The organism is Methanosarcina sp. 2.H.T.1A.6 (assembly GCF_000979455.1).
Taxonomy (GTDB): Archaea; Halobacteriota; Methanosarcinia; order Methanosarcinales; family Methanosarcinaceae; genus Methanosarcina.
The window spans coordinates 34,263-49,627 of the sequence record NZ_JJOY01000042.1 but is presented as its reverse complement, the minus strand read 5'-3'; the positions used below and the strand labels follow the sequence as shown (position 1 = coordinate 49,627).

Here is a 15,365-nt window from a genome sequence, read left to right as displayed (position 1 = left end):
GAATTTAAATTCTTTTTTGTTTGAGTTTCCTGTTTTCTCAGCTTTTCCATTACTTTTACTACTTTTACTTTTTCAGGTTTGCCGACCTTATAAGTTCATCTATCTTTGCCTGCATGGTTGCTGCATTCCAGCCGCCTTTGGTAAACATGTAAGCCATCCCGCCGCCCAGTAACAGGATAATAGTTATCAGGGCATAAAGCAGCATAGAAGACTTTTCTTTTACCTTATAGGTGGCCTCCTGCCCTCCTATTTTTACATTATAGATGCCTGGTTCCTCTTCACTGTGTTTGAAGGTTACTGGTGTGCTTTCTCCTATATCAAGGGAAATCTGCTTTGAATCAACCGAACTTCCGTTCACAAACAGTTCCACGCTGTAATTCCCTGCAGCATTACCTGTGTTTTCGGCATCAATAGTGATTGTTGTTTCCTTTCCGGCTCTGACCTCTATCGGGTCAATTACCAGGTTGGAGAACTCGAAGATAGCTTCATAGTCCTTCACATTGACTTCAACGCTCTTTTCAAGGAAGCCCTCTCTGGCAGCGCTTATTTTGATTTTGCCGACGTCTTCCGTGGTGAACGTAATCTTTCCGTCGGATCCGGTTTTTCCGAGGGCTTTACTATTGATTGAGACGTTTACACCTTCAATAGGGTCTCCACCAATTGTTTTTAATGCCTCTATGGTAATCGTATCTCCCTTATACACTGTTTCAGGAGAGACATTGATGCTCATCTTTTCTTTCGGAGGAATGACTTTTGCGTTCTTGTTTGCGGTGGTGTACCCGTCCTTCTCGGCGGTTATCTTGAAGGTCCCTTCCTTTTCGGCAGTGTACTCAACAATCCCATTTGCATTGGTTTTGCCTGCGCTGTCCGTGTCGATTTTTACGTTGACGCCTTCGATTGGATTTTCACCTGCATTCACCTTGATCTCAAAAGTGTCGCCTACAATAATCTCATCAGGCAAACTTATCTTGAGTTCCTTGCTGGCTCCACCTTCAGTTTCGACTTCAACTAAGGGGTAGAACCTGAGAGTGCCGGAATCAGCTGTCTTGAACTTGACGTCGCCCATAATGTCAATGGTTTCGTCATCATCAAGCCCGATGGAACCATCGTTCTTCATTGTGATGCCGCTTTCTGAGACACTGGAGATCTCCATCTCGTCGTAGGTCTCCCCATTATTAATTTCAATGTACTTATCCGAGATCTGGAATGTACCCTGTGTGAAGACAGCAGAGGTCTCCCTGCTTTCAAAAACTGTCCCGAAATGGATTATGATTATTGGTACGTCTTCTGCTTTTCCGAGGTCGGTTTCATAGATGTAGTCCTGGCCAGAAGTGATGAAATCTTCATCCACCACTTCTCCGTCCTTTTTAAGCTGGACCCAGACGGAGTCTCCATTAACATCAACATCTTTGATCTCCAGAGAATACCCTTCCTCAAGCACAAGGGCAGAACCTGTGTACATGGACTCTTTATCGTCACTGTCTGTAAGGACTTCGGAAAGGACATTATCCGAAAGAAGGCTCACATCGTCAACTTTTCCTTTGACGGCATTATCCGGGTATCCTGCAAAGAATTTTTTTGCCATAAACCCGACAACTGTGAAATTGCCCCACTCGGAATGTTCAAACTCAACGGGCTGGGGTGAGGACTGGTAGACCAGTTTTCCTAAGGGGATTTCCCTGCCATTAAGCTCCTGTAATTCCAGCTTTTCTGTCCCTATTCCTTCATCTATGTTGTAATAGAAGCCTTCAAAGTTGAAGGGCGTCCAGGTCGGAAGAGAGTTCCCATCGACACCTTTATCGTAGACAGTCCCGCGCAGTTCGTAAGTTCCTGCCTCTGAGGTATCAAGGACAGGGGCAAAGCGCAGTTTGCTGTCATCAGCCACCTGAATCTTTATCTTGCCCATGAGGTCGATAGTTTCACCTTTATCAAGGCCGATATCGTCCTCGTTCTTCATTCTTATTTCATTGCTGCTGAGGGATGTTACTTCCATTTCCCCGTAGGAATCTCCTTTTGTAAGTTCCACATAGTTGTCCGAGATCTGGAAGAGGCCCTGTATGAAGACAGCAGAGGTTTCCCCCCCCAAAAACACCGTGCCGAAATGAGCAATGATTATGGGCACGTCTTCTGCCTCTCCGAGTTCGGTTTCATAAACATAGTCCTGTTCCGAAGAGATGAAGGCGTCATCCACCACATCTCCGTCCTTTTCAAGCTGAACCCAGACGGAGTCTCCTTTGACGTTGACTTCCACAATGTTCAGAGAATAACCATCTTCAAGTGCAATGGATTCTCCTGTATACGCGGACTTTTTATCATCACTGTCGATCAGGATCTTGGCAAGTATACCGTCGGATATCGGGCTTACATCATCGTTTATAACAGAAGAGTTCGTTTTACTGTAACCTGCGAAGTATTTCTCTGCCATGAATCCTATTACCTGGTATGAACCCCATTTCCCGTATTCAAACTCGGTTTTAGTAGGTCTTGTGATGTACTCGATGTTTCCATCTTTTATGTTTCTACCTATGTCCTTGATCGTCATCTCTTCAGAGGACACTCCGGTATCAAGGTCATAGTAGAAGCCTGAGTAGCTCTGAGCATTCCATGTGTATGTAGTGGCCATCCCAAGGCTTTCATCCCAGATCCTGTTCCCGCTTGAGTAGTACTTGGACTGGACTTTTACAGTCCATGTTTTTGTCGATGAAGAATAAGTGTTGCTGGGGTCGCTGACCACTGCTTTAAGAGTGTACTCGCCGGAAGTGTCTCCTTTAAATGCATATGAAGCAGAAAGTCCTTCTTGGGACCCTTTCGTTTCGTTATTGACAAACCATTCAACCTTTATATTCTGGCCATTTGTAGAATTGACATAGAAATTCCTGGTCACTCCCTGAGCTACCTCAACTGTCCCTTCCGAGGGATCAACATTGACAGGTACGCCGTTTGTTCCTACTGTCCATGTCCAGGATTTTGATTCTGCAGTTCCGTTAACGTTTGCTGCTTCCACTTTGATTGTATGTGTACCCACTTTTGCAGAACTGTTCGTATATGAAGACGAATCTACAGACTGGTTTGTATAAAGGAAATTTCCATCAAGGTACCATGTCATATTCGATATCTGGTTCACAGTTGCGGTGAATTTCTTTGAGTCTCCTACGTTGTTGCTTACACTTGATGATGAAGGGTCAGATAAGGTAATCACCGGAACTGCTGTTCCTACCGTCCATGTCCAGGATTTTGATTCTGCAGTTCCGTTAATGTTTGCTGCTTCCACTTTGATTGTGTGTGTACCCACTGTTGCAGAACTGCTTGTATATGAAGACGAATCTACAGACTGGTTTGTGTAAAGGAAATTTCCATCAAGGTACCATGTCATATTCGATATCTGGTTTGCAGTTGCGGTGAACTTCCTTAATTCTCCTACGTTGTTGCTGACACTTGATGACGAAGGGTCTGATAAGGTAATCACCGGAACTGCTGATGTACCTTCCACATTCCAGGTTGCTATTTGTCCTACTCCTTCTATGGAAGCGACCACCTGGTAAGAACCCAACTTGAACACGTGATTGAGAGTTGTAATATTGTTTGCTTCAGTTGGTATTGTTGTGGTCACACCATTTTCAGTCCATATAACGCTTGCTGTTTCGTTTAAAGGAATGGTGAACGTTTGAGTTGCACCCACTGTTCCTGTAACAGGAGAATTCTGTGAGGGCGTGACATCTCCTATTATACTTGGAACTGCAGATGCAGTCCCACAGAATAGCCCCAGCACCAGAATTGCTGTAAATATTTGTAAACTAGCTTTTTTCATATTCTATCCTTCTGAACCTTGTGCATAAATTATATAGTTACTAATTTTATAGTTACGAATTTAGTATGTTTAGCCTGAAGTTTGCTCTATTTTTGTGATCGTGTGAGCTTTTTCAGCCAATAATTTTTAATTTTTTTACTCTCACTCCAGGCTTTTAGTTTATGGGGGGTTAACATCAGTTTATTCAGGAAAGCTAATCAGCCGGTTCGGCTTTTAGCTGCTGGTATCCCCTCTGTTCTATAGTTGTTAGCTTGAATTCCGGGGATTCGAGTACAATACCCGTTTCGTACTTTGTGCATTCCCCTATGATAGTCAAGTTACATATATTTTGTACTTTTTTCAGCCGTTCCGGGTCAACTGTAAAAATGAGTTCGAAGTCCCCTCCTGTGTAAAGGGCAAGTTCCAGCAGTTCCCCGGGACCTGAGGCAAACTTTCTGACTTCCGGGAGGATTGGGAGGGCATTTTCCCGGATCCTGAAACCTACCTTACTCTGCCTGGCAAGGTCGTAAAGAGACATTGCAAGTCCGTCACTTGTATCCATCATGGATGTGACTGCACCTGACTCAGCAAGTTTCCTGGCTTCTTGCGTGCGGGGTACAGGTTCAAAAAGAGCCTTCAGGACGGTTTCGCTGACTGACTTTTTTGACTGAATCGCTTCAAGGGCGGCTCCGGCCGACCCTGTATATCCTGTAACACAGACAAGATCTCCGGGCTTTGCCCCTTTTCGCAGGAGGAGCTGGCTTTTTTTAACTCTTCCCAGAGCTGTTCCTGTAATTGTCAGTTCTGCGTGGGTATCGAGGTCGCCTCCTACAACAGCAGTCCCGCAGAACTCGGCGCACGCCTGTATACCTTTTGCAAGTTCTTCGACAAAAGCAATTTCAGTGTCTGCAGGCATGCCTATTGCCATAAGGAGCCCAGCAGGTTCTGCGCCCATGGCTGCAATATCGCTCAGGTTTACGGCTGCGGACATCCATCCCATCTGCCAGGGAGTCATCTCTACCGGAAAGTCCGTGGTCCTGTGCAGCATATCAGTCGTAACAACCAGACAGTCTTCACCTTTCAGGTCAAGGACGGCACAGTCATCGGAACCAGCGCCTATAATGATTCCTTCCTGTCCTCTTTCCTTTCCTTCAGGGGCATTGAAAATCTCAGATAAGCGGGAGATTAGAGAGCGCTCTCCGATTGAAGATACTTTTGTTTCTTTCATGGTCATTTTTTGGAAGCGATTACTTCTGCTTTCCTTTTTTATAGATACGTACCCTTCTCCGGGCTAAAATGGACTGAGTCTATCTCCTTTATGTAACTTTTGTAACCCCAGAGGTTACACAAAAGTTTGGTGGTATGGATACAGGAGTTTTCGATTATTGTCAGGAGTACAGCAGGAATATCCCCGGAAAAACTTTAGGGAAACTTTCCGGGATACCTGTACTTCCTGGATATCTGTACTTCTGGGTACAGGATAATTGAATTCCGGGTAAAGGGGTTTTACCAGGGGTTTAATCAGTTTCTTTTATGTTTTGGCATGTATAAGACTTTTGTAAACTTCAAATTCATTTGAACCTTTAACATGGTTTTTTGTAAAAATCTGGCAAGAGAAAAATGAATAAGATACAAATTTATAGAAAGATGAACGAGTGAACGGATCAAAATATATTCCCGGGAATTCAGGCAAAAAAGGGAAAAAGTGACAGTAAAATACCATCAAAATGCAATAAAATACCAGTAAAATACCAGCAAGTCAGGTTACAGTAAGGCTGTTTGATGGTGCCATATTATATCAGACACCTTCTTCTCCTTCTTCTTTTGTCCTGATCCTTACGTTTTCCAGGAATCCTTTTGCTACTTTCCCAAGTTCAAGAAGTTCTCCCCTCTCCAGAACCCTGTTTTTCCTGAGGTTCTCCTGAAGGCTGTGTTCCGGGATTCCCTGCTGCAGCACATAAGTAACCTCTCTGTTTTTGATACGGTCTGAAATCCAGGCTGCTATCCGGGAGATTTCCTCCTCGTTTCCGATAAATCCTCTGACCACTGTTGTCCGGAGTTCCAGTTCCAGGCCACTGGCATCTGCTGTCTCGATTGTTTTTGCAATGGCTTTAGTAATCTCTTCTGGAGTCTTTTTGGCGGCAGTTTTCTTTCCAGCGTCCGTGTATTCCTTCCGTCCAGCAACTTTTCCATAAAGCTCTGGATCGTCAAGAGGGGCTTTTACGTCGATAAAGAACTTATCAACCAGTTTCCGTTCAACCAGTTCGGCTGCCCTTTCAGGGTAACAACCGTTTGTATGGACCCCGACTGCAAGCCCGAGATTCCTTGCAAACTCTGCAAGGGGGACAACAGCGTCCTGCATGAGAGGCTCCCCTCCCGAAAAAACAACCGCACTTACAAAAGGTTTCGAGTTTTTTATCTGCTCTTTCACAAAGTCAAGTTCCACAAGACCTGGCCCTTCAAGGTACGGATGGTTCTGACAGTAAGGGCAGCGAAGAGGGCATCCCCGAAAAAAGATAGTGACAGCAGCCTTTCCTGTCCAGTCAAGGGTTGAAATCGGGACAGTGCCTGCGTAGTTTACCTTCATAGCAGTTACCATTTCCAGTTTGCGTAAAAAAGGTTAAAGGGACCTCATCTGAGTTCCCTTGTGCTGTAGCGTTTCCTGTCCTTGAGTTCCTGGCGCTTACCTCTGTTCCAGCCTTCCACGGACTGAAGATAGCCAGTAATCCTTGAGAGGTGCTGCACATTTTCAGATCCGCATTTCGGGCATTTGTCAAGCAGGCCGGCGGCTACATATCCCTCGTCAGTGCATACGGTCATGTCCCGTGTGAAGGCAAAGTATCCCGTCTGGGTGTTCTTTGCTATATGCATGGCAAGTTCCTGCAGGCCGTCAGGATCCGGTTTTCCTTCTCCAAGCCAGATATGCATGATGTTTCCGCCGTCTACTATCGGGAAGAAAGTGTGCTCATACTTTATCCTTTCAGGCAGAGACACGTCTGCACCCGGTGGGATATGAGTTCCGTTAGTATAGTAAATTGGCAGGTCATGGGTCTCATTGAACTCTTTCTTTGCGGTTTCCAGGTCCCCTTTAATTGTGAGCTCGGCTTTATCAGTATATTCCCTGTGCAGGAGGTCTGAGACTGCAAAACGCTGGGCTGTAGTTTCAGCAGGAGTCCTTGCAAGGGCAATTTCCATGCCATTTTCTTTTGAGAGCTTCTGGGCATGCATTTTCATTTCGAACATAGCCCGGATGGCAAGCTTATACGCAGCAGGAGATTCGTGGATCTGGTAGCCTGTGTGGTACTGGACCATCTCATTAATTCCTATTACTCCAATAGTATACACAAGGCTGTCGAAGTCCACAGCCATTGCTCCCTTTTCTCCGGTGTTCGGGTCCTTGGGACACTGGGCTGCAAAGGGAATCCTGTTTTTCTTGATCAGGCTGTTCATCCATTTTCGCTTGATCTTGAAAACTTCCACACCCTGGTTCATCAGGGTCTTGAGTTCAGTGAAAAGTTCCTCATCATCATATTCAGCCCTGTATGCAGCCCTGGGACAGTTTAAGGACAGGACCATCCACGAGCCCATGGAGAAATGCCTTCCATCCTTGAAATGCAGCTTGTCACCGAAGTCTTTATCGTCGGTAGGGTTTGAAGAGAACTGATAGGCACAGCACTGGTAACATGAAATCCCCTCTCCTGCGCCTCTGTACTCGGGAAGCTGGTTGTCAAAGTAGGGGGTTCCGAATTTGGCAGCCAGTTCAAAGGTCATCCTGTACAGCTCTTTGTAAGTCGGAAGCTCGGGGTGAGCCCTGTTAAAACTCTCGTCTTCTTCCATGAAGTCAGGTTCAAGAGAAATTTCTGGCTTCGGGAAGCTGAAAGGTTTGCCCCAGGCATCTCCTTCAAGCATGACATCCATAAGAGCCTTGAACCCAAGCCGGATCTCTTTTTCAAATTCTCCGTAGGTTCTGAGGGGAGCCTGCTTACCATCCCAGACCTTACCCATGGCAACAACTGGAATGTTTCTCCAGAGCTTCGGAACACCAGGGGAAAGCTGCACGGATGAAAAAACTGTCTGTCCGCCTCTTGCGCACATCATCTGCATCATTTCATAGACGAACATCTGCATAAGCTGTCTTATCTCAACTTCGGACTTGCCTTCCAGATAGGGGGCCATAAATGTCAGGAAATTGTAAAAGCCCTGTCCGCCTGCAAAGTTGGTCTGAGCCGAACCCATTGCTTTTACAGCATGAAGGAAAGCTACCTCGGCATTCTTTGCAGGTTTTGCAACACTTGATTGGGTGCCTACCCCATCAGGCATCAGTCCGTAATAAAAGAAGTAGCGAAGGTCCCAGTCCTGGCAAAAAGGCCTTGTGCCCATGTATTCGAGGTCGTGGATATGGAAGTCCCCGTTCAGGTGCAGGTCCGCAAGCTCTTTTGGCATCAGAAGGAGATTTTGCTCTTTGGACATTTTGTCGGCTTTTCTTTTGTGGGATGTCTCAGCATTGTTCAGCTGGTTTGCATTATCGTTTGCCCCAAAGCCGTATCCGGAGTCGATTTCGTAGGCATCGTAGACCGAAGCCCCGACTCTTGTCATTATATTTCTCCATTCTACGCGCCCTCTGTCAAGAAGAATATTGTTGACTATTTCCCGGATAAGGGGTCCTGAAAGAAATTTGATATTCATCTTTCGGATGATCCTTTCCGCTTCTTTTGCAATATCAACAGCTTCTTCTTTTGTGATTGCAGGCTTGTTGTAGAAGATCTCACTTAATTTTGTTTCTTTCAGGAGCTGGCTTACAATGATATTCCTGTCCCAGTTAAGGATGAAACCTTCTGTTGTCCTTACTTTGGGGAGGGGAGAGACGGAAAGCCCATCAAGTGTTTTTTGCACGGGCTGATTATCAGATAACTGGTCTTTTTTGGGGAGGGAAGAGGTGGAGAGCCCGTCAAGTGTCTTTTGCACTGGCTGATTATCAGATAATTCATCATCGGTTAAGAGAATATCGCCTGTCATTTTCTCATCTTCAGTTGTTGTTTTAAGGAGGGATATGGAAATTATTTAAGTCGTTTTGAAGCTTAGCGGGTTTTGTCACAGAATTCCCCGGAGTTTTTCCGGATTCACTTCTTCCCCGCGGAATATTTCGGTATACGTGAGGAATTCACTATTGATCTGTAATACAGGCGCTGTCACTGTGAAGACCCCGTTGAAACGCAGTTCGGTCAGAGCTTCCGGGGTGGACATATCTGCTACTTCGAAGGGTACTGAATTTGCTTCCAGGAATTTTTTCAATTTATTGCATTTCGGACAACGTTCCGTTGTGTAAACTATTATTTTTGCCATAATTTGCGCCCCTCTGATTTATGGTACAGTCTTTTTAACATGTTTTTTACATGCCTTTTACATGTTTCGTTTTTCATCAATACATATTGCTTTTATTTACAGTGTGCGGAGCGTGAGTATGCCGGCGCAGAGCGCATCAAAGCAATAAAACAAAACCCCGCATGGGTACTATTCCTTAGCCAACCCGGTTTATTCTATAATAACTCTCCCAGACTAGTCAGCAATATCTGAACAGGGCATGCAGTTTATATAGAGTGTCCCTCTTGATATCATTTTTTCACTCTATTGAGTGAAGGTTATCTTAATTTTCAGGTAATTATTCTAAATGCCAGATCTTACTTATAATGGTTTTTCAACTCATCTTTGAATACAATTACCCTCTTACTTTGTATACAAAGACCGTTGTTTGTTATCAGATCTGGTGACAATCTTATGGGCTTCTGTTTTTTTAAAAATACCTAATTTGTGGGATCATTTTCAAGTACAGAAGACTTTATTTTGTATGGGAGATACTTTAATGGATATAGGTATGGACATCATCTATATGGCTTTATTCCTTGAAAACATTACAATATATTAGTAAAGGACATTTTCAGTTTCAAGATATTACTGAAAATTTTTTTTCTCCGTCTCCTCAGGTCTGAGAATTCAAACCTGAGCATTTCTTCTATGTCCACTTAAATACTTTTATTTCTCTCTGAAGATCTTTATTCTTCTCCAATCGGGTTGAAAATTATGAAAAAAGCATTATATCATGGGTCTTTCATACTTCTGTCAAGTGCAAAGAGAGGTGTCACGCCATAGAGAAACTATTATCTTCCGGTTGTAAACCCCTTGATGACCTCCTGGGAGGAGGTTTCGAGAGAGGGATCGTAACTCAGGTTTTCGGAGCCGCAGGAACCGGAAAAACAAATATCTGTATCCAGCTTGCAGTGGAATGTGTAAAGCAGGGACAGAAAGTCATTTTCATAGATACGGAAGGGCTTTCTCCTGTTCGTTTCAAGCAGATTGCAGGGGAAAATGCAAAGGAAATAGCCAGGAGCATAATTATCTACGAACCCCTGAGTTTTGAAGAGCAGTATGCGTCCGTAAGAGAGGTGGAGAGGATAGCAGGTGAAAATATCGGGCTTGTGATTCTGGATTCTGCAACTTCATACTACAGGTTTGAACTCGAAGATGAGGAGACCGGTATAAAAAGCCGCAGAGAACTTGCCAACCAGATAGGGTTTCTGCATGCTCTGGCTCGCAAACACGGTTTTGTTGCAGTTATAACAAATCAGGTATACTCAAATATTATTGCAGGAGGGGTGCGCCCATTGGGGGGCAGTTCCCTGGAACATATCTCAAAGACGATCATCCAGCTGGAAAAAACAGGTGAAGGGACAAGGCGCGCCACTCTCTTCAAACACCGCTCCCGTCCCGAAGGCACAAATGCGGAGTTTAAAATTACGGCTGAAGGAATCCGTTAAATCAGTAAAAACATTGAGATAAATTCTGTTGAGATCAATTCCGTAGAAAAATTTCAGTCAGCAGGAAATATTCCGGAACAGAAAAAAGTAAAATTCCCGGAAACATCCGGGATTTTCTGGCCTCAAAACTGTCTTCAATAAGAATTTCTTCTTCTTCAGGAATTTTTTTCCGTCTTGCTTTAACGTTCTCGTGTTCCGGCTATGAACTCTTCAGTCCTGCGGTATGCCTCATCATCAGGATACTGTATAGCCGGATGTTTCATGAAGTAGGAAGCCGGGGAGTACAGCACTCCTCCTATCCCGCGGTCAAGAGCCAGCTTACAGCAGCGAATGGCATCAATTACCACACCTCCGGAGTTTGGAGAGTCTTCCACTGAAAGCCGGAGTTCAATGTTCATGGGCACGTCCCCAAAAAGTTTACCTTCCATTCGAAGGAAGCATACCTTGTTGTCTTTCTGCCAGGCAACGTAGTCGCTCGGTCCGATATGGATATTTTCATCCTCAAGCCTATGAAAGAGCACGGACTGGACGGCTTCGGTCTTGGATTCACGCTTGGAAGCAAGCCTGTCCCTGTTGAGCATATTGAGGAAATCGGTGTTTCCGCCAGTGTTCAGCTGATATGTCCTTTCGAGCTTTACACCGCGTTTTTCAAACAGGTCTGCAAGGACTCTGTGGGTAATTGTTGCTCCAAGCTGGGCTTTGATATCGTCTCCGATAACAGGAATATTCTTTTCTTCAAACCGTTTTGCCCACTCAGGATTGCTTGCAATGAAAACAGGCATGTTGTTGATTAAAGCCACTCCGGCTTCAAGAGCGCATTCGGCATAGAAACGGACAGCTTCTTCAGAACCGACAGGAAGGTAATTAAGAAGCATTTCGGCTCCTGAATCCTTCAGTTCTTTTACGATGTCTGCTTTTGTGGCTTCAGGCTCTCTGCTGACAACAAATGTGTAATTTTCCCTATAATTCTTCATGTGGTCAGAGACCCCATCAAGAACTCTGCCCATCTTAACCTTCACACCTGTGGAAGGAATGTCTGGGCAAAAAACCGCTGTGCAGTTCGGGGGGGCAAAAATGGCCTCGGAAACGTCTTTTCCTACCTTCCTGGCATCAATATCGAAGGCAGCAACAACTTTGATATCGCCGGGCCTATACCCTCCAATGTCCCTGTGCATAAGTCCTATGGGATCCCTATCTTCGGTTTTATAGTACTCGATGCCCTGTATCAAAGAGCTTGCACAGTTCCCGATTCCTGCAATTGCTATTTTTATTTTTGTCATAAGCGCTTACTCTCCGATGAATACCCTGACTCTCATAAACCACAACTTGCATGAAACGACAGGTTCTCAAAACTTCCAAACTTTCATAATTTATGGATCCAGGGATTTATGGATCCAAGGATTTACGGATTCAAGGTCCATGAAATTTATAGGAAGAAGCGTAAAACCTCCCGGTCTTTAGCCTGGGGGCAGTTCACGAAATTATGATTCCTGAAATTACGAATCTTCCTGTGTCTTAACTATGGCTTTTAAATATTTTCTTATTTGTACTGTTACTTTATAAATCTATTATATCTAACATATCTAACATATCTAACTTTGCTCTTTGCTAAATAAATACCATGTTTGTTTATCTATATCTAAGACTTACTCTATACATGCTTGCTTATAATGAAATTAAATTATTAATCTGATGCTCGGCTTCTAAACATCATTTGTATTGTTATCTTGTATTGTTATCTTGTATTGTTATCTTGTATTGTTATTTTCAATCCGAGCCAGAGATTTTTAATTTGAACCCTCTTATTCAAGTTTTCAGGTTGTCTGATAGTGATAGGGAAACGAAACACTCACACCTGTAAAAGGAAGAGTCGAATAGGTTTTTATTGGATGGGTGGCTTGAAAAGGAAGTCGGAAGATTTCCCGGCAGAACCTGATTTTCACATCGGAAAGTGATTTAATGAGGACAATTGACTGGAACGAAGAGTCCAATTCTGTGGTGCTGGTAGACCAGACCTTGCTCCCGCAGGAGTACAGGGTAATAGAATGCAAAACCCTGAGTTCGCTCTATGAAGCTATAAAATCTCTCCGGATCAGGGGTGCACCTGCACTCGGTGCTGCAGGAGGTTTTGGAATTGCTCTGGCAGCTTTCCTTAGCGGGGCAAAAGATATCGAATCCATAATCCGTGACCTCGAGGTTGCGGCAAAAGCACTTAAATCGACCCGCCCTACGGCCGTAAACCTGGGCTGGGGTGTGGACAGGGTTTTAAAAGCAGTTTCTGATGCCTTCAATGTTCAGGGAGTACGGGATATTGCCCTTCAGGAAGCCCGGGATATTGCAGAAGAGGATATCGAAACCAATAAGCTCATAGGTAAATACGGATCAAAGTTCCTGAAAGATGGAGATACCGTACTCACGCACTGCAATGCAGGAAGGCTTGCCTGTGTTGACTGGGGGACAGCTCTCGGAGTTGTACGTTCGGCTGTTGCAGAAGGCAAAGATATCAAAGTTATCGCCTGCGAGACAAGACCTTTGAACCAGGGGAGCAGGATCACCACCTGGGAACTCATGCAGGACAAAATCCCTGTGACCCTTATTGCAGATTCGATGGCTGGCTGGGCAATGCGCCAGGGGCTCGTAAACAGCGTGCTCGTAGGAGCCGACCGAATTACCCAGGATGTTGTTTTTAACAAGATCGGTACCTATACGCACTCTATCCTTGCAAAAGAGCATGAAATTCCCTTTTATGTGGCAGCCCCGGTCTCTACTTTCGATTTCGAAGGCTGGGAAGGAAGTGTAAAGATTGAAATGCGAAATCCTGACGAACTGCGGTTCTCAGGCTGCGAACAGCTTGCCCCAAAAGATGTTGAGGTTTATAATCCCGCTTTTGATGCAACTCCCATGGAAAATGTGACTGCGGTAATCACTGAAAGAGGCGCATTTTACCCGCCTTTCCTGCTGGACGAGGTTCTGATCTAAGGTCTTCAGTCTCTGGTTTTTCGGATCCTTGGATCCTTAAGATCACAGGTTTCCTTTCTTGTCGCAGGATTGCTCCGGAATAGCTCTGCAGGATTTATATATGAGAACTGTAAATTATCTGGTAACTATCTAAATGAGTAGTTCAAAACTAACAGTAAATTTACAGTTGAGTTACATTTTCTAATTTCAAGATAATATTCCTAAATAAATAAATAAATAAATAAATAAATAAATAAATAAGTAAATGAGTAACTAAATAAGTAAATGTATAAATAATCAATTAAATATATATAAACACACGGATAATTCTCTATCTAAATACATATTCCAAAAATAATACTTCATATGGTTATCACAGGATATGATAACGAATATTGATCCAATGAATCCAAATCTTAAACTAAATTTCTAATTAAATGTAACTTCCAATCAAGAACGTAACTTTTAATCAATTAATCAGTATCACATGATCAATATCACATAATCAATATCACATAATCAATATCACATAATCAATATCACATAATCAGTATCACATAATCAATATCACATAATCAATATCACATGCATTCATAAGGTGTTTTACTCATGGCTAAAAAATCAGGTACCGGACTTCAGTCCTCAGCAGGGCTCATGCGCTACTACGAAGCTGACAAAAATGCGGTTCACATCCAACCCAAAACAGTTCTGATTGCCGGCGCCCTTGCGGGCATAGTAGTACTATTCTTAAGTGCTGTAAACGGCTTCTGGCCGTAACTACGGTTTTCTGGCAGGGTTCCCTTGAGCAAGCATATTTCTGGAAAAAAAGAACTCAAAAAAACGAAGAAAGCTTCTTCAGGCGCCAGAATCCCGAAACCCTTTGTTTTTTTCCTGGGCTTTCTCCTGATAGCTATGGGTATCTTCGGGGTCATGTACAACCCCTCTAATTCCATAGGGGAAACTCTTCCGTGGGAGATTTCGAAGGCAGGCACATTATCTTTTCCCCCGAGGGACGAGCCTGTGTTTACGGTTCAGGAAATTGAAGACCTGTACTCTCCTGAAGATCCGGATATTCTGAAACTGGTATCTTTTGAGAGCAGAGGCGAAAAAGTCCAGGCTCTACTGAGGGTTCCTGCAAACTCTTCTTCTTCCGCCGGTATAGTTCTGCTTCCGGGAGCAGGAGTTAGCAAAGAAGGTGAACAGGGGCTGGCTGCCGAACTCTCTAAAATGGGGTATGCAACCCTTGCCCTTGACCAGCGTAATCAGGGCGCAGTAAACATTAAAAGAGATCTCGAACTTTTCAGGGCAGGGCTTGAACCTGTTGAATACCTTATGGTTTATGATACCCTCAAAGCCGTAGATGTGCTTTCCGTCCAGCCTGAAATAAATCCTGAAAGGCTTGCAATCCTCGGGGAAAGTAACGGTGGCAGGTTTGCAATTATTGCCTGTGCTCTTGACCCTTCCCTTAAAGGAGTTATAGGGATCAGTACTTCCGGGTACGGCATTGAAGAGAGTGACCCTGCCGGCATAGCTGACTCCGAAGCTTATCGTTTCTCCCGCTCAATTGACCCTGACACCTATTTAAGTGCCCTGCCTCCTTCAAGGCTTGTGCTGATTCATTCTTTTAATGATACTGTAATCTCCCATGAACTGGCACTCAGGACCTTTGACCTTGCAAAAGAACCGAAGGCAATGTATAATGTTACTGAAAAAACGCACGGATACACAGCTTCCATGCGCTCCGATCTTGAAAAAGAACTTGAGCTCCTTCTGAACTGAAAACATTCGGGCATAGGACCCTGTTCAAT

The 15,365-nt window shown here is 44.2% G+C and carries 10 protein-coding genes; 4 read left to right on the top strand and 6 right to left on the bottom strand.

Going from position 1 to position 15,365, the window contains the following annotated elements; translation table 11 throughout:
- Positions 1-64: 64 nt before the first annotated feature.
- From EO98_RS12335 to EO98_RS12315, 5 genes are all read right to left on the bottom strand, one after another.
- Positions 65-3,808 (bottom strand): S-layer protein domain-containing protein, encoded by a 3,744-nt coding sequence (locus EO98_RS12335; protein ID WP_082098600.1) that lies wholly within the window; start codon positions 3,806-3,808, stop codon positions 65-67.
- Positions 3,809-4,001: 193 nt separating this feature from the next.
- On the bottom strand, positions 4,002-5,015 hold the full coding sequence (gene thiL, locus EO98_RS12330) for a thiamine-phosphate kinase (RefSeq protein ID WP_048138664.1): 1,014 nt from the start codon (positions 5,013-5,015) through the stop codon (positions 4,002-4,004).
- 570 nt (positions 5,016-5,585) lie between these two features.
- Positions 5,586-6,386 (bottom strand): anaerobic ribonucleoside-triphosphate reductase activating protein, encoded by an 801-nt coding sequence (locus EO98_RS12325; RefSeq protein ID WP_048138593.1) that lies wholly within the window; start codon positions 6,384-6,386, stop codon positions 5,586-5,588.
- Positions 6,387-6,418: 32 nt separating this feature from the next.
- Positions 6,419-8,803, bottom strand: a complete 2,385-nt coding sequence (gene nrdD, locus EO98_RS12320) for an anaerobic ribonucleoside-triphosphate reductase (RefSeq protein WP_048138592.1) — start codon at positions 8,801-8,803, stop codon at positions 6,419-6,421.
- A gap of 75 nt (positions 8,804-8,878) precedes the next feature.
- On the bottom strand, positions 8,879-9,130 hold the full coding sequence (locus EO98_RS12315; protein ID WP_048133108.1) for a glutaredoxin family protein: 252 nt from the start codon (positions 9,128-9,130) through the stop codon (positions 8,879-8,881).
- A 746-nt stretch (positions 9,131-9,876) separates the two neighbouring features.
- On the opposite strand from EO98_RS12315, the gene radB reads away from it, so the two are divergent.
- Complete coding sequence (gene radB / locus EO98_RS12310; protein WP_156161129.1) at positions 9,877-10,599, top strand: DNA repair and recombination protein RadB; 723 nt, start codon at positions 9,877-9,879, stop codon at positions 10,597-10,599.
- Between the two features lie 179 nt (positions 10,600-10,778).
- Here radB and EO98_RS12305 read toward each other — a convergent pair whose 3' ends face one another.
- Positions 10,779-11,879, bottom strand: a complete 1,101-nt coding sequence (locus EO98_RS12305; protein ID WP_048138589.1) for an inositol-3-phosphate synthase — start codon at positions 11,877-11,879, stop codon at positions 10,779-10,781.
- A 679-nt stretch (positions 11,880-12,558) separates the two neighbouring features.
- On the opposite strand from EO98_RS12305, the gene EO98_RS12300 reads away from it, so the two are divergent.
- The 3 genes from EO98_RS12300 to EO98_RS12290 all read left to right on the top strand — a co-directional run bounded on the left by EO98_RS12300 (position 12,559) and on the right by EO98_RS12290 (position 15,336).
- Positions 12,559-13,578: an S-methyl-5-thioribose-1-phosphate isomerase gene (locus EO98_RS12300; protein ID WP_048138587.1), complete on the top strand. Its 1,020-nt coding sequence runs from the start codon at positions 12,559-12,561 to the stop codon at positions 13,576-13,578.
- Positions 13,579-14,166: 588 nt separating this feature from the next.
- The gene (locus EO98_RS12295; RefSeq protein ID WP_048135448.1) at positions 14,167-14,334 is read left to right on the top strand and encodes a preprotein translocase subunit Sec61beta; all 168 of its coding nucleotides are present in this window, start codon (positions 14,167-14,169) and stop codon (positions 14,332-14,334) included.
- A gap of 24 nt (positions 14,335-14,358) precedes the next feature.
- The gene (locus EO98_RS12290; protein ID WP_235283496.1) at positions 14,359-15,336 is read left to right on the top strand and encodes an alpha/beta hydrolase; all 978 of its coding nucleotides are present in this window, start codon (positions 14,359-14,361) and stop codon (positions 15,334-15,336) included.
- Positions 15,337-15,365: the final 29 nt, after the last annotated feature.